The 15,082-nt window shown below is 74.6% G+C and carries 11 protein-coding genes; 4 read left to right on the plus strand and 7 right to left on the minus strand.

Translation table 11 applies throughout. The features are described from left to right. The first annotated feature begins 22 nt into the window (after window positions 1-22). Both Ani05nite_RS22690 and Ani05nite_RS22695 read left to right on the plus strand, forming a co-directional pair. Entirely contained in the window at window positions 23-1,018 is a 996-nt protein-coding gene (locus tag Ani05nite_RS22690) for a stage II sporulation protein M (RefSeq protein WP_203771160.1), read from the plus strand. Window positions 1,019-1,072: 54 nt separating this feature from the next. Continuing rightward, window positions 1,073-1,486: a hypothetical protein gene (locus Ani05nite_RS22695; RefSeq protein ID WP_203771162.1), complete on the plus strand. Its 414-nt coding sequence runs from the start codon at window positions 1,073-1,075 to the stop codon at window positions 1,484-1,486. On the opposite strand, the gene Ani05nite_RS22700 is transcribed toward Ani05nite_RS22695, so the two are convergent. From Ani05nite_RS22700 to Ani05nite_RS22730, 7 genes are all read right to left on the minus strand, one after another. Next, window positions 1,483-2,802 carry a DUF58 domain-containing protein gene (locus Ani05nite_RS22700; RefSeq protein ID WP_203771164.1) on the minus strand — a complete coding sequence of 440 codons (1,320 nt, stop codon included), beginning with the start codon at window positions 2,800-2,802 and terminating at the stop codon, window positions 1,483-1,485. The genes Ani05nite_RS22695 and Ani05nite_RS22700 overlap by 4 nt on opposite strands. A gap of 7 nt (window positions 2,803-2,809) precedes the next feature. Then, entirely contained in the window at window positions 2,810-3,784 is a 975-nt protein-coding gene (locus Ani05nite_RS22705; protein WP_203771166.1) for an AAA family ATPase, read from the minus strand. Then, window positions 3,781-5,136, minus strand: coding sequence for a DUF4350 domain-containing protein (locus Ani05nite_RS22710; RefSeq protein WP_203771168.1), 1,356 nt, complete (start codon window positions 5,134-5,136; stop codon window positions 3,781-3,783). The genes Ani05nite_RS22705 and Ani05nite_RS22710 overlap by 4 nt, the downstream gene beginning before the upstream one ends. Beyond that, window positions 5,133-5,720, minus strand: coding sequence for a DUF4129 domain-containing protein (locus Ani05nite_RS22715; RefSeq protein WP_203771170.1), 588 nt, complete (start codon window positions 5,718-5,720; stop codon window positions 5,133-5,135). The genes Ani05nite_RS22710 and Ani05nite_RS22715 overlap by 4 nt, the downstream gene beginning before the upstream one ends. Beyond that, window positions 5,717-6,553, minus strand: coding sequence for a hypothetical protein (locus Ani05nite_RS22720; protein WP_203771172.1), 837 nt, complete (start codon window positions 6,551-6,553; stop codon window positions 5,717-5,719). The genes Ani05nite_RS22715 and Ani05nite_RS22720 overlap by 4 nt, the downstream gene beginning before the upstream one ends. Before the next feature lie 53 nt (window positions 6,554-6,606). Beyond that, window positions 6,607-9,717: a helicase HerA domain-containing protein gene (locus tag Ani05nite_RS22725; protein WP_307836715.1), complete on the minus strand. Its 3,111-nt coding sequence runs from the start codon at window positions 9,715-9,717 to the stop codon at window positions 6,607-6,609. A gap of 119 nt (window positions 9,718-9,836) precedes the next feature. Beyond that, the gene (locus Ani05nite_RS22730; RefSeq protein WP_203771176.1) at window positions 9,837-10,490 is read right to left on the minus strand and encodes a hypothetical protein; all 654 of its coding nucleotides are present in this window, start codon (window positions 10,488-10,490) and stop codon (window positions 9,837-9,839) included. Between the two features lie 285 nt (window positions 10,491-10,775). Here Ani05nite_RS22730 and Ani05nite_RS22735 point away from each other — a divergent pair, with 285 nt between their 5' ends. Continuing rightward, entirely contained in the window at window positions 10,776-11,090 is a 315-nt protein-coding gene (locus Ani05nite_RS22735) for a CU044_2847 family protein (protein ID WP_203771178.1), read from the plus strand. Between the two features lie 12 nt (window positions 11,091-11,102). Continuing rightward, on the plus strand, window positions 11,103-15,071 hold the full coding sequence (locus Ani05nite_RS22740; RefSeq protein WP_203771180.1) for a trypsin-like peptidase domain-containing protein: 3,969 nt from the start codon (window positions 11,103-11,105) through the stop codon (window positions 15,069-15,071). Window positions 15,072-15,082: the final 11 nt, after the last annotated feature.

Raw genomic sequence — 15,082 nt, forward strand, 5'->3', positions numbered from 1 at the left:
GGGCGTTGGCTACGCTGCGCCGGTGGACCTGGACGCGTACGTCGCCGAGCGCCGCGGGGAGTGGAACCGCCTGGACGTGCTGGCCCGCCGCCGGCGGCTGTCCGCCGAGGAGGCCGACGAGCTGGTGCTCCTCTACCAGCGGGCGGCCACCCACCTGTCCGTGGTCCGCAGCCACTCGCCGGACCCGATCCTGCTGGCCTCGCTGTCCCAGCTGGTCATCGCCGGCCGCGCGGCGGTCACCGGCGCACGCAGCTTCTCCCTGCGGCCGGTCGGGCGGTTCTTCGCCTCGTCGTTCCCCGCCCAGCTCTACCGCACCCGGCGCTGGTGGCTGACCGTGATGGTGGTCAGCGTGCTGCTGCTCTGGGCGCTGATGGCCTACTTCGCGGCCAACCCGGACGTCATCGCCCTGTTCGGCAGCGGCCAGGAGCTGCGGCGCTACGCCGAGCAGGACTTCACGGGCTACTACAGCGAGTTCCGGGCGCAGAACTTCGCGGCCAGCGTGTGGACCCACAACGCCCTGATCGCGGCCCAGTGCCTGGCCTCCGGCGTGCTGATCCTGCCGGTGCTCTACGTCCTCGGCCAGAACATCTTCGCGCTGGGCATGTCCGGCGGCGTAATGATCTCCACCGGGCACGCGGACACGTTCTTCGGCTTCATCCTGCCGCACGGCCTGCTGGAACTGACCTGCATCTTCGTCGGCGCGGGCGTGGGCCTGCGGATCGGCTGGGCGTGGATCGCCCCCGGCCCGCACCGCACCCGCGGCCAGGCGCTGGCGGCGCGGGCCCGTGGCGGGATGTTGGTCGCGCTGGGCCTGGCGGTCACCCTGGGTGTCGCCGGGCTGCTGGAGGCGTACGTGACCCCGTCCGGCCTGCCGACGATGGCGCGGGTCGGGATCGGGGTGGCGGTGTGGGCCGGCTTCCTGGTGTACGCGCTGGGAGTGGGCGGGGCGGCGCACCGGCGGGGGGAGACGGGCGACCTGGATCCGGAGCTCTCGGTCACGCCGGTGCCGACGGCGTAGCGCGGCACACCAAGAGAGCGGTAAGACCCCGGCGGATGGGGCAAGAGAGACGGCGTGCACCCCTCTGTCTCGGCCCTGCTCCTGCTGGCGGCCTCCGCCCTGCACCTCGGCTTCCAGCTGACGGTCTCCCTCGTGGTCTATCCGGCGCTGGCCGACCTGGACGAGGGTCGATGGGCCGCGGCGCACGACGCCCACAGCCGCCGGATCACGCCCGTGGTCGTCCTCGTCTACGCTCTGCTCGTCGTCGCCTGCGGCTGGGCCGTGCTCGCCGGGCCGGACGGCTGGACGATCGTCGCCCTCGTGGCCGCCGCGACGGCCGGGCTGCTGACGGCGTTCGGCGCGGCGCCGGCGCACGGCCGGCTGGGCCGGAGCTGGTCGCGGCCCCTGCTGCACCGGCTGCTCCACATCGACCGGGCGCGGGCCGTGGCGGCCGCCGTCTGCGCGGTGGCGGCTTTCCTGGCCGTCTAGAGCCGCCCGGCCGCCTTGAGCATCAGGTAGACGTCGGCCACCTTCGACGCGAAGGCGTCGCGCAGTTCGTCCACCACCAGCACCCCCTGCTGCTCCAGCAGCGCGCGCACCCGCCCGCGCTCGGCCAGCGCCAGCTCGGCGGCCGCGGCCACGTGCACCTCGGCGGCGGTCGCGCCCTCCGGCGGCAGCTGGGCCAGCTGGGCCGTCTCCGGGTCGCGGACGCTGGCCAGCACCACCCGGTGCCGGGTGGTCAGCCGGGACAGCATCGGCAGCAGGCCCTCGACGATGGGGGCCGCGTCCAGCGCCGTGAAGATGACCACCAGGGATCTCTTGTGGTCGCGGCGCAGCAGCTCGCCGGCGACCAGCCCGAAGTCCGTCTCGACCAGGGCCGGCTCCAGGGCCGCCATCGCGCCGATCAGCCGGGGCAGCTTGGTGCGGTGCCCGCCGCCCTCCACCTTGGCCCGCACCGCGGTGTCCAGCGCCAGCAGGTCGACCCGGTCGTCGGCCTTGGCGGCCAGCACCGCCAGCAGCAGCGCGGCGTCGATCGCGGCGTCCAGCCGGGGCTCGTCGCCGATCCGGGCCGCCGAGGTACGGCCGGTGTCCAGCACGCAGATCACCCGGCGGTCGCGTTCGGGGCGCCAGGTGCGGACCACCACGTCGTGGGTACGGGCACTGGCCCGCCAGTCGATCGAGCGCACGTCGTCGCCGATCACGTACTCGCGCAGCACGTCGAACTCGGTGCCCTGGCCGCGGCCCCGGGTCACCACCGAACCGTCGAAGATCCGCAGCTTGGCCAGCTTCTCCGGCAGCAGCCGCCGGGACGGGAAGCGGGGCAGCACCCGCAGCGTCGCCTCCGGGGTGACGGCCCGGTCCCACCGCTGCCGCCGCTGCCGGTACGCCAGCCCGAGCGGCCCGTACGAGCGCAGCGTCACCCGGACCGCGGGCCGGTCGCCGTGCCGCGTCGGCCTGAGCGTGGTGATGATCTCCTGTTCCTCGCCGGGCAGCAGGTTGAGCCGGTGCTCGGTGTTGTCGGCGCCGGCCGAGGGGACCCAGCGGTCGCGCAACCGCAGCCACAGCGGCCGCCCCGACCCGTTGCCCACGGTCAGCGTGACGGTGGCCGTCCCGCCCAGCCACACCGTCGCCTCGCCCGAGCGGCGCAGCGTGACGCCGTTCAGCGGGGCCGCGACCAGCACGTCCAGCGTGGCCGCCAGCCCGGCCAGGCCCAGCACGGCCGCGGTCAGCAGCCACGGGCCCGGCAGCAGGGCGGGCAGCGGCAGGCCCAGCGCCAGCAGCAGCGCGAAACGCCTGGTGATCACGGTCGGCTCAGCGGGGCGCGGGCACGGCGCCCAGCACGGTTCGCAGCACCGAGTCGGTGGAGACGCCGTCCAGTTCCGCCTCCGGGCGCAGCCGGACCCGGTGCCGCAGCGTCGGGATGGCGAAGGCCTTCACGTCGTCGGGCAGGACGTAGTCGCGGCCGCTGAGCCAGGCCCGGGCCTTGGCCACGGCCAGCAGCGCGGTCGTGCCGCGCGGCGACGCGCCCAGCTCCAGCGCCGGCGACACCCGGGTGGCACGGCACAGGTCCACCACGTACTCCAGGACCGGCTCGGCGACGGCGACCCGGCGGGCCGCCTCCCGGCCCGCGGCCAGGTCGGCGGCGCTGGCCACCGGGGTGACCCCGGCGGCCTTCAGGTCCCGCGGGTCGAAGCCCTGGTGGTGGGCCTTGAGCACGCCCAGCTCCTCGTCGCGCTGCGGCAGCGGCACGGTCAGCTTCAGCAGGAACCGGTCCAGTTGCGCCTCCGGGAGCGGGTACGTGCCCTCGTACTCGATCGGGTTCTGGGTGGCCACCACGATGAACGGCTCGGGCAGCCGGCGGGTCTCGCCGTCGGTGCTGACCGTGCGCTCCTCCATGGCCTCCAGCAGCGCCGCCTGGGTCTTCGGGGGCGTGCGGTTGATCTCGTCGCCGAGCAGCAGGTTCGTGAAGATCGGCCCGGGCCGGAAGTTGAACGCCGCGGTCCGCGCGTCGTAGACGAGCGAGCCGGTCACGTCGCCGGGCATCAGGTCCGGGGTGAACTGCACCCGCTTGGTGTCCACGTCCAGCGCGGCGGCGAGCGCCCGGACCAGCAGCGTCTTGGCCACCCCGGGCACGCCCTCGAGCAGCACGTGGCCGCCGCAGAGCAGCGCGATGACCACCCCGCCGACCACCGCGTCCTGGCCGATGACCGCCTTGCCGACCTCGGCGCGCAGGCGCTGCAGGGCTTCCCGGGCCGCGAGGGCCTCCACACCTACGGAAGACGTCACGTCTCATTCCCCTCGTCAGGTCCCTGTTGCCAGTGCTGCTGCCCCGTCACGAAGCGGACCAGGTTCTGCACGGTCGTCGCGGCGCGGGCCAGCTCCTCGTCGCTGTCCTCGACGCCGCCGCCGAGCAGGTGCCGTACCTCGACGACCGGCCGGCCGACGGTCGCCGCGACCCGCTCCGCCACCTCGTCGGTCGGTGTGTCCGCGTCCAGCCCGTAGTGCTCGGCCAGCCGGCGCCGGGCCGCGCTCTGCAGGGTCGCCAGCGACGTGCTGCGGGCGCCGGCGCGCTGGTACAGCCCGCCCAGCCCGCGGACGGTCTCGGCGGCCCGCACCCGCACCGGCAGCGGCTCGGCCACCGGGGCGCCCAACCGGCGGGCCGAGGCCGCGGCCAGCGCGAGGGCGGCCAGCGCCAGCAGCGCGAGGGTGGCCCACACGGCCGGCGGGAAGGCACGGGCCAGCGGGCTGTCCGTGACCGCGTTGCCGCCACCCTGCGCCGATTCGCCGTCGCCGCGACCGTCGCCCTGGCCGTCCTGCGGGTCCCCGGCCGGGTCCTGCCCCGCGTCGTCGCCGGAGCGGTCGCCGTCGCGGCCCTGGCCGTCGCCGCTGCCGTCCGCGCCGGGGTCCTGCTCGTCCTCCCGGTTGGGCCGGCCGGCGCCGTCGTCCGGGGCGGGCTCCCGCTCGTGCAGGTCCAGCCAGATCACCGTGGGGTCGCGGCCCAGCAGGCCCCGGGCCAGGACGCGGTTGCCGTGCTCGTCGGCGCGGTCGTTGCGGAACGGGTCGGCCGCGCCGACCAGCGTGATCGTGGCCCGGCCGGTGGGAAACTCCACCAGGGCGTCGTCGTAGCAGCGTACGGCCGGGTAGGCGGCGGCGCCGTACTGCCGGCGCTGCACCGCGGCGGGCCCGGCGGCGCTGGCGAAGTCGGTGGAGCAGCCCGGCTGCGGGGCGGCGGCCGTCCACCGCGGTCCCCGCACCGGGATGTCGAAGCCGGCGGCGGCCAGCTCGTCCTCGCCGGGCGCCACCAGGACCACGCGGACCTGCGGCGGCAGGGTGCTCAGCAGGTCCAGCGAGGACGGGTGCACCAGCCCGGGCGTGGTGACGAACACCGTGACCGGCCCGGCCGCCGCGGCCTCGGCGATCGCCTCCCGGCTGCGCGTGCGCACGCTGACCCGGACCCCGGCGCCGGCCAGGTCGGCGGCGAGCAGCCGGGCCCCGTCGCCGGCGTCGCTGGTGGGGGAGAGGAAGGAGGCGTCGGTCGGGTCCGGCTGCTCCACGGCGTGCACGATGCCGGTCGTCAGGGCCAGCCCGGCGACGACGCCCAAGGGCAGCGCGAAACGCCACCAGCGGCGGGACCTCACGGCGTGACCCCCCGCATCCGGGTGCGCACGTCCCCGGTCAGGGCGCGCATCCGCTCGTCGTGCGCGGGCAGCGCGGGGCGGTCGCCGTACCAGATCTCGGAGAACAGGTCGGTGGCGCCGGCCAGCGGCGCGGCCACGGCCGGGCGGCGCACCGCCGCGTCGGCCGCGACCTCGGCGGCGGTCGTGCCGGGCAGCGGCGCGACCACGCCGGCGGCGGTCAGGTCGCCGACCACGTCGCGCAACCGCTGCCGGATGGCCTCGGCGTAGCGGCCCTCGGCCGCGAGCCGGTCGGCCAGCAGGGTGCCGTCGGCGAGCACGACGGTCGGCGCGAAGACCGGCGCGGCCGCGGCCTTCTTCTTGCGGGCGGCCTTCGGCTTGCGGGTACGGCGCCACTTCGGCCACCGCCACTTCGGCCACCGCCAGCGCGGGAGCCGCCAGCGGGGCAGCCGGCGCGGCACCCAGGCGGGGAACCAGTACCAGAGGGTGCCCACCACCCCGGCGGCCACCAGCGCGAGCAGGAGCAGCAGCCCCGGCGGCACGACGTCGAAGACCGCGGCGGCGAACTCGTCCCAGGCCCGGGTCACCTGGCGTACACCAGCGTGGCGTAGTCGTCCTCGCCCCGGCTGCGGGCCCGGCCCACGGCGATGTCCAGCCCCTCCGTGCGGATCCGCGTCTCCAGCAGCAGGACGGCGGCGACGCAGGCCAGCGCGGAGTAGGCGACGGCGTTGGCCAGCACCCAGGCGGCCGGGGTCAGCCAGGTCAGCCAGGCCGGCTCGCCGCCGCTGAGCCGGGTCAGGATCCACACCCACCCGCTGCCCAGCGCGAACCGGATGACGAACCAGGTCAGGTAGGCGCACAGCAGGGTCCAGAACCCGCGCAGCCCGCTGCGGGCGGTGAGCCGCGCCGACCGCGCGAGGGCGCTGAACGGGTTGCCGGCGCGGTCGATGACCAGCACGGCGGAGGTGAGACCGCCCAGGCCGTACAGGATCAGCCAGGGGACGAAACCGGCGAAGAGGGCGGCGCCGGCGAGGACCCCGAGCAGCAGGGCCACGCTGACTGTCGACAGCGGCCGGGTACGCGCCCAGAGCTCGCGATGCCGTACCCGCCGTCCGAGCAGGGCCGGGCCGGCGGCGGCCGCGGCCAGCGCCCCGAGCAGCGTGAGGATGACGGTCTCGGTGCCGAACCCGAGGGCGGTGACCAGCCACCACTGCCCGAAATGGCCGCGGGCGGGCCCGTAGTAGGGCGCGGAGACGAAGGCGGCGGCCCGCAGCGGCACGAGCAGCGCCTGTTCGAGCAGCCCGAGCCCGGCGCCGGCGACCAGCAACGGCAGGGCCCGCGCCCGCATCAGCGCCATGGCGGCGTCGAGCAGCTCGCCGAGCGTCATCGGACGCAGCGGCAGTTCCGGCTGCGCAGGCATGGCGGCGATCCTACGAGATGAGTCCCGGCCCCCGGCACCTGCCGGGGTCCACCTCAGCCGGCCCGGGCGCGCTCGAGCACCTCCTCGGCGGTCGGCGGGCTCTGCGGGTGGTACGACAGCGACCAGGGGGCCCGCATCTTGACGAACTCGCCGCCCTCGATCGCGGCGTAGAACTGCCCGACCCTGAGCCGGGCGATGTCCGACACGTCGCTGCCCTTGGCCCGGGCCAGCTCGCGCGCCGTGGCGATCTGGGTCGGATGGTTGAGCAGACCGAAGAACTGGGTGGCGGCGTTGCCGGGGATGCGGTTGTGCAGGCCCTTCGGCGCCTGCGTCGCGAAGACCAGGCCGAGGCCGTACTTGCGGGCCTGGGACGCGAGCACCAGCGTGCTGTGGGTGCAGGCGGTCATCGGGCCCGACGGGGCCAGCGTCTGCGCCTCGTCCATCACCAGCAGCCCGCCGAGTGGCCGCTCGCCGGCCGGGTTCCGCTTGATCCACGCGAACAGCGCCAGCTGGAGCTGGTTGACGAAGCTCTGCCGCTGCGTGTCGTCGGGCAGCCCCACGAAACTGATCACGGAGACCCGGGCCCGGAAGCCCGCCGCCGGGGTGAGCAGCAGCCCCGGGTCGACGGGTGCGCCGCCCCCGCCGAACAGCGGGTCGTTGATCGCCGTCGCGGTGAGCAGCTGAGCCATCTGGAAGCCGATCTTCTCGGCGTCGGGGATCTGGCTCATGCCCTCGGGCAGCGCACCGAGCAACCCGATGAACCCTCGCAGGTCGCTGGACCCGCTCCGGGCGTAGCCGCGCAGCGCCTCACGCAGCACCGCCTGCCCGAGCTGGGCCTTGGCGGTCGACCCGTCCACCTTGGCCCGGGGGGCCAGGGCCGCCACCGCCCCGTCGATGCCGGCGGTGAACGCGTCCGGGTCGTCCAGCATCTCGGCGAAGTCGGGCAGCGGCTGGAAGCTCAGCGGCCGCCCACTCTCCCGCCGCGGGGTCCAGACGACGACCTCGGTGGAGCGCAGGTACTCCGCCGACCGGTCTGTGTCGGCCGCGTCCCAGCCGGGCGGCGGTGCCGGCCACGGGTCGCCCAGCCGGGAGAGGTCGTTGTTGGGGTCGAGCACGATCGCCGAGACGCCGAGCAGCGCGCACTCCTCGACGAGCCGGCGGATCAGCACGGTCTTGCCGGAACCGGAGCCGGCGAAGATGGCGGTGTGCTTGCGCAGGGCCGCCAGGTCGACGCCGACCGGGTGGCCGTCGCCGAGCGCCCTGCCGAGGACCACCCGGCCGGCCGGGCCGGCGGTGGCGGCGGTGGTGGCGGCTTGTCCGGCGGTCGGCCCGGTGGTTGCCGCCACCGCCGGCCCCGCCGGTGCCGCGTTCGCTCCGGTGGTTGCCGTCGTCGGTGCTGCGGTCGGCTCGATCGCCGCTTCGGTGGTGCCGGCGACGCCCTCGCCGATCCCCGGCTCGGAGCCGGCCAGCGCCTCCTGCAGGAAGTGGATCGAGTCGGCCGGACGCCGCTCGCGGAACCACCGGCTGAGCTTGTCGTAGCCGTACCCGTCGATCAGCGCCCGCAGACCCATGAGCCGGCGCACGTCGGACTCGGGGAACTCGACGCGCCGGCCGCCGGCGTCCCGCAGCGCCCTGACCACCTCCTGGGTGCGGGCGCCCTTGGACCACTCGGCGTTGCGGAGCAGGAACAGCCGGCGCCTGTGCTGGCCCGGCATGAGCCCGGCGGCGGTCTGCGCGTTGCGGATGCGGTTCAGCACGGCGATGTGGTGCGGCGAGCTGATCGCCCGGAAGGCCCAGTGCGCCTCGTCCTCGGTCACCTCGTCGAGGCTGCGGCGCAGCCGGGCGTGCAGCGGCGGCTTGACGCCGGGGGCCGGGTCGATGCCGAACGTGCCCTCCGGCTCGTCGCGAGCGCCGATCCAGGCCTCCAGGCCGGCGCGGACCAGCGCGGGGACGATCGTGTCCTCGGTCGCGGGATGCAACGCCGGGCCGGGATCGGCCGCCTTGACGAGCTCGTCGTAGCGGGCGTTGTAGACGGCGAGCTCGTCGTCGGGCAGCGGGCCCCGGTCGGTGTTCTGGTCGAGCGGGGCACGGTCGCGGTGGCGCAGGTGGAGCAGCTCGCGCACCTCCTCCGCGGCGAGGCACTCGCGGACATGGGTGTCCACGGTGCGCAGCAGCTCGCGCGGGGTGAAGTCCACCGACTCGGCGAAGGCGTCGGGCGCCACGGGCCAGGTCGGATGGGGCGCGGTGAAGCCCGCCCCGGCGAACTCCACCGCGAAGCGCTTGGCCACCAGCTCGTACCCCAGCTCGGCGGACGGGATCAGCTTGAGGTCGACCGCCTCCCGGAAGCGGTCCTGGACGGTGTTGGTCGCCTTGGTCTTCACCAGCTCCCAGACCGTGGGCAGGCAGCTCACGATCGACAAGGTGCGGCGGGTGGTCTCGCGCAGCGACATCAGCCCACCGGCGATGTGCTCGAGCAGCAGCGACCCGCTCCAGTCCGGCTGGTCGTCGCTCTCGCTGGACTTGGCGGACTGGTAGACCAGCGGGTCGATCTGGTCGACGGCCATCACCGTGGGCCCGGTCAGCGCCAGCAGCCGGGAGATGTCCCGGACCACCTCCTGGGCCGACCGCCGGCCGCGCCGCATGCCCCAGCCGGCGCGCTCGCCGGGCTCCACCTCGTCGTTCGAGCAGAGGAACTCGAAGCCGATGTCCTGCGCCCGGGAGTCGTCGGAGGCGTGCAGCACGAGGGCCCGCGCCGTGTCCTGTGCCTCTATCCCGACCTGCCTGTTCAGCTTGCGGATGTGGTCGACGAAGGCGTCCAGGGACGCCCGGGACAGCGGGGCCTCGCTCGCGCCGGTGACCGCGCGCTGGAGGCTGCGGGGTGCCCCGGAGGCGTCCGCCAGCCGGCGCAGGAAGTCCGTCAGCTGGCTCGGCCGGTCCCCGGACGTGCGGGTGAGGCCCTCCACGATCGACAGCGCGGTGCTGCGCCAGAATGCGCTGGCGTCCAGCAGGCTGATCAGGAAGAAATAGCCGTCCCGGGCCTGCACCTCTTCGCGGACGGAGCCCAGCAGATGGGTTTTCCCGGTGCCGCGCTCACCCAGCAGCGCGACGCCGACCGGGCTCGATTCCCGATGCTCCGCGGCCTCGTCGAAACCCTGCAGAACCATGCGCAGGGCTGTTTCGTGCAATGCGGGAACGTGATATAGGGAATGTCGCCACACGTCGTCCGCGGTGGGCGCCCAATTGAAGCGCAGCGCCGTGAGCGCTCTTCGCTCGTCGTCGCTGATCATTTGATGACGATGAGATGCTTGTCCTGGTTTCCGATGGTGACCGCCGCCGCTCTGTCCGCATCGGTGAGGGTCTTCTGGTTGGCCTCGGCGAAGATCCGCACGTCGGCGCCGCGGTTCATCACCGTCAGGGCCTCGTCGACCCGGGCCACGCTGATGTCGCCGGGCAGCGCCGCGCGGATCCGGACCAGCTTCACGGCGTCGCCCGGCGCCTGCGCGATGCCGTCGTAGGCCTTGCGGATCTGCGCGACGACCTCGTCGGTGGTCGGCTCCGTGCCGGTCGCGGGGGCCGGCTCCACGTCGCCCGGCGGCGCGTAGAAGTCGGAAAGTGCCAGGTGGGACGCCTGCAGGTAGCGCCGCACCGCGTCCACCTGCGCGTAGATGGTGGCGCCGGCGAAGCCCGCGCGGGGCGGCGGCTCGCTGCCGATGACCTCCAGCGCCGTGCGCCAGCCCTCGTCGCTGAGGTTGAGGAAGAGCCGTTGGCCCTCCTTGCGGACCTCGACCAGCCCGCGCTTGACGAGGCGTTCCCGGCTGTCGCGCTTGAGCTCCAGGCCGCGCTCGTTCTTGAGGTCGGCGTTGGCGATCTCCTGCCCCTCTTTCAGCAGGATCAGCAGCGCGCACGTCTCGACGAGTTTGAGCCGGTCGTCCGACATCGGTGCGCTCCTCAGGTGTGCATGATCACAATGGACCGGGCGATGGGAGCGATTCTGCCGAGGCGGGGCACGCCCCGCAAGGTCGACTGTGGGGATTCGGATATCCGACACCGATCGGTAATGTGATCTTCGGGAATCCTGGCCGCGGGGTGCGGTTCGCACGCGTGTTCGCATTCCGTAATGGGCGATCTTGAAACCGTGTATTGCTCTCTTCCGTGGCCCGTGCGACATTGCCTGCGGCGCTTTTCCCGGCGACCATTTGATCTTTCTTGGAGGCGCGCGCCGATGTCGACCGAGGTCGTCCGCTATCGGGTCGATGACGAGACGGTGGCCCAGTTCGAGATCGAGCCGGTGGAGGGCTTCCGCCCGGCGGGCGCGGGCGACATCGCCGGCACGATCAGGGAGTCCGCCGGTCCGGCCCTGGCCGCCGCCCGTGAGCTGCTCGCCCAGGTGGAGGAGATGGCGCCCGACGCGGTCGAGGTCAAGTTCGGTATCAAGGTCACCGGCACCGCCAACTGGGTGGTCGCCAAGGCCGCGACCGAGGCGAACTTCGAGGTCACCATGATCTGGCAGCCGCGCCCGTCCGACCGCCGGGGCTGACCGGGACCGCCCATGACCAGTGCGCCCGCGGACTCCTGGACCGTGGCGATCCATGCCACCGAGACCGACGCCGCGCCGCTGGGCACCGGGGTGGTCATCGACCGCAACCAGGTGCTGACCTGTGCCCACGTGATGCGCACCGGCGAGTCGACGCGCCCCGACGTCTGGGTGGCCTTTCCCAAGGCGCCGGGTGTCGGCTACGGGGTCCGGCGCCGGGCCCGGCTGACCCACGACGGCATGGCCGACAAGAACGTCGACGTCGCGCTGCTGGAGCTGGCCGAGGCCGTGCCGGCGCAGGTCCGGCCGGCCCGGCTGCGCTGCATCCCGCCGGCCGAGCTGACCGGCCGGGCCTGGTGGGCGTTCGGCTTTCCCGGCCACGCCGAGCACGGCGGATCCGCCGCGGGCCGCATCGGTGATCCCCTGGGCTACGGCCTGATCCATGTGGACAACGCCGCACCGCCCGGGCTGAAGCAGGGCTACAGCGGCGGCGCGCTCTGGTCGCCCGAGTACGAGGCGGTCGTCGGTCTGATCGTCGCGGCGGGCAACGGCGACGGTCACGCCCTGACCCTGCACCACGCCGACGACCAGCTGCCGGAGCTCAAGCTGTCGGTGCTGGCCGAGTGGCAGGTGGGCGACGCCGACGACGCGGCGCTGGCCGCCTGGGGATGGGCGCTGGCCGGCGACGACGAGGCCGAACGCCACTGGCTGCCCCGGGCCCGCGGCGTCGCCGTGCACACCGAGCGCGGTTCCCGGTTCCGGGGCCGGACGGCGGCGCTGCGGACGATCAAGGCGTGGTTGGACGCCCCCGTCGCCCAGGGCCGCACCCTGCTGGTGACCGGCTCACCCGGCGTCGGCAAGTCCGCCGTGCTGGGCCGGATCGTCACCACCTCCGACCCGGCGGTGCACGCCGGCCTGCCGGCGACCGACACCGCCGAGTCCGCGACGGTCGGCTCGGTCTCCTGCGCCGTGCACGCCAAGGGCAAGAACGCCCTGGAGATCGCCACCGAGATCGCCCGGGCCGCCGGGGCCGGGCTGCCCGCCGATCCGGCCGACGTGATGCCCGCGCTCCGCAGCCGGCTGACGCGCCGTCCCGCCCGGTTCAACCTGCTGATCGACGCGCTGGACGAGGCCGCGTCGCCGGGCCAGGCCCGCAGGCTGATCACCGAGGTGGTGCTGCCGCTGACCCGCAACCTCGCCCCGCTCGGCGTGCAGGTGGTGGTGGGCACCCGCCGGGCCGACGACAACGGTGACCTGCTGGCCGAGTTCGGCGCCGCCGCCGAGGTCATCGACCTGGACGGGCCCGAGTACTTCGCCGAGTCGGACCTGGCCGACTACGCGCTGGCGACGCTGACCGGCGCCGAGCGGGCGGGCAACCCGTACGCCGACGAGCGCGTCGCCGCGCCGGTCGCGCGCCGCATCGCCGCCCTCTCGGAGCGGAACTTCCTGGTCGCGGGGCTGGTGGCCCGGGCCCGTGGGCTGCAGGACGAGCAGCCCGTCGATCCGGGCGCCGTGTCGTTCGCCGCGACGGTGGCCGACGCCCTGGACGGTTACGTCGACGGGCTGCCGTCCGCCGGGTGGACGCCGGCGCGGCTGGCGCTCACCGCGCTGGCCCACGCGGCGACACCCGGGCTGCCCGTCTCCCTCTGGCGGGTCGCCGTGGAGGCGCTCGGCGGCCACGTCACAGAGGAGGAACTGGCCTTCTTCGCGCGGACGTCGGCGGCGAACTTCCTCGTGGAGAGCAGCGCGACCAGCACCCCGACGTACAGGCTGTTCCACCAGGCGCTCAACGAGGCGTTGCTGACCGGCCGCCGGGACGACGAGCGGGCGCTGTTCGCCGCCTGGCTCGGCTACGCCCGGCGCACCGGCTGGTCGGCGGTGCCCGACTATCTGCTGCGGTCGCTGCCGCAACACGCCGCCCGGGCCGGCCTGGTCGACGAGCTGCTCGCCGAGGACGACTACCTGCTGTACGCCCACCTCGACCGGTTGCTGCCGGCCGCCGACACCGCGCGGACCGAGCTGGGCAGCGCCCGCGCGCAACTCCTGCAGCGCACCCCGCAGGCCCTGCAGGCGCCGGCGCTGGAACGCGCGGCGCTGTTCTCGGTGGTGGAGAAGCTCGACGGCCTGGCCAGCGACCTGCGCCCGCACGTCGCTCCGCCGTACGCGGCCCGCTGGGCCCGGGCGCCACGACGGCTGGAACGGACCGTGCTGGAGGGGCACTCCGACGCCGTCTACGACGTGGCCGCCGTGCCGGTGGACGGGCGCAGCCTGCTGGCCTCCGCGGGCGAGGACGGCACGGTGCGCCTGTGGGACCCGCTCACCAGCCAGACCGAGCACGTCATCGACTGCCACGCCGACTGCATCCAAGGGCTGGCCGCGGTCCGCGCCGGTGACGTGTCGCTGCTCGCCACCGCCAGCCACGACACCACCGTGAAGCTCTGGGATCCGCGCACCTGCCAGCTGGTGCACACGCTCACCGGTCATCGGGACTGGGTGCGCAACCTCTGCGCGGTGCCGCTGGGCGACGGGCGGGAGCTGCTCGCCTCGGCCGGCGACGACCGCACGGTGCGGCTGTGGGACCCGGTGACCGGAACGCCGGTGCACACCCTGCACGGGCACACCGGCTGGGTCACGGCGGTCTGCCGGGTGGGGGAGCACGTCGCCTCCACCGGCTACGACGGCACCGTCCGGCTGTGGCATCCGGTCACCGGCGGGCCGTACGCGGTGCTCACCGGTCATGCCGGCTGGGTGTCGACGCTGTGCCCGGTGGGTGACCTGCTGGCGTCGGCGGGTTACGACGGCACGGTGCGGGTCTGGGACCCGCGGGCGCGGCGGGAGGTGGCCGTCTTCGACACCGGCGCCGGTCCGCTGACGGACCTCTGCACGCTCGAGGCCGACGGCGCCGTGCTGCTCGCCGCGACCGCCGAGGACGGCATCATCCGGCTGTGGGACATGACCACCGGCACCGAGCGACCGCCGATCGAGGGCTACGCGAGCTGGATCCGGGCGATCTGCGAGCTGCCCGTCGGCGAGCGGAACCTGCTGGCCACGGCCGGGGACGACGGCACCGTACGGCTCTGGGACGCGGCCACCGGCCGGGCGGAGGCGGTGATGGACGGCGGCCGGTTGGGCGCGGTGGCCGCCCTGGCCGAGGTGCCGTCAGCCGCCGGACCCCTCGTCGCGACCACCGGCAGCGACGGGACCGTCCGCCTCTGGGAGCCGGCGACCGGTGAGCAGCGACTCGACCTGTCCACCCACGGCACCACGGTCACCGACGTGTGCGCGCTGGCCGACGAGGAGCTGCACCTGATCGCCGTCTCCAGCGAGGACCGCGCGGTCCGGGTGTGGGACGTGGACAGCGGCGAGCTGTTCAAGGAGCTCAAGGAGCACCACGAGCGGGTCAACGCGGTGTGCGCCGTCGGGCCGCTGCTGGTCTCGGGGGCCGACGACCTCATCGTGCGCGTGTGGGACATCCACCAGGACGGGGCGCGCCCGCTGCTGGGCCACGCCAACTGGGTGACCGCCCTGACCGCGGTCCGCCACGACGGCCGGGAGCTGCTGGTCTCGGCCGACAAGAACGGCACGATCAGGCTGTGGGATCCCGGCGGCGAGCTGCTGTGGGAACGCCACGGGCACCACGACGCGGTGAACGCGCTGACCGGGCTCTCGGCCGGCGGCCGCGACGTGCTGGTCTCGGCGGGCGCCGACCGCACGATCCGGCTGTGGAGTCCCGAGGACGGCGCGCCGGCCGGGGTGCTCACCGGCCACACGGCGCCGGTGACGGGGGTGTGTCCGGTGACGGCCGGCGGCCGGGCCCTGCTGGCGTCGGCGAGCCTCGACCGGACGGTGCGGTTGTGGGATCCGGCCACCGGCCGGGCGCTGCGGTCCATCCCGGTGCATCATCGCGCGCTGGCCTGCCGGTACGTCGGCGACGTCCTGATGGTGGGCCTGGACCGTGGCCTGCTCGCCCTCACCCTCGGGTGACACGTCACGGT

Origin of the sequence: Actinoplanes nipponensis, assembly GCF_016862275.1 — a bacterium.
Lineage (GTDB): Bacteria > Actinomycetota > Actinomycetes > Mycobacteriales > Micromonosporaceae > Actinoplanes > Actinoplanes nipponensis.

Bases quoted from the DNA above. Each gene is read 5' to 3' on its own strand.
- Ani05nite_RS22735 (WP_203771178.1), top strand. From the start codon at position 10,776: ATGTCGACCGAGGTCGTCCGCTATCGGGTCGATGACGAGACGGTGGCC.
- Ani05nite_RS22720 (WP_203771172.1), bottom strand. From the start codon at position 6,553: ATGCCTGCGCAGCCGGAACTGCCGCTGCGTCCGATGACGCTCGGCGAG.
- Ani05nite_RS22725 (WP_307836715.1), bottom strand. From the start codon at position 9,717: ATGGTTCTGCAGGGTTTCGACGAGGCCGCGGAGCATCGGGAATCGAGC.
- Ani05nite_RS22730 (WP_203771176.1), bottom strand. From the start codon at position 10,490: ATGTCGGACGACCGGCTCAAACTCGTCGAGACGTGCGCGCTGCTGATC.
- Ani05nite_RS22740 (WP_203771180.1), top strand. From the start codon at position 11,103: ATGACCAGTGCGCCCGCGGACTCCTGGACCGTGGCGATCCATGCCACC.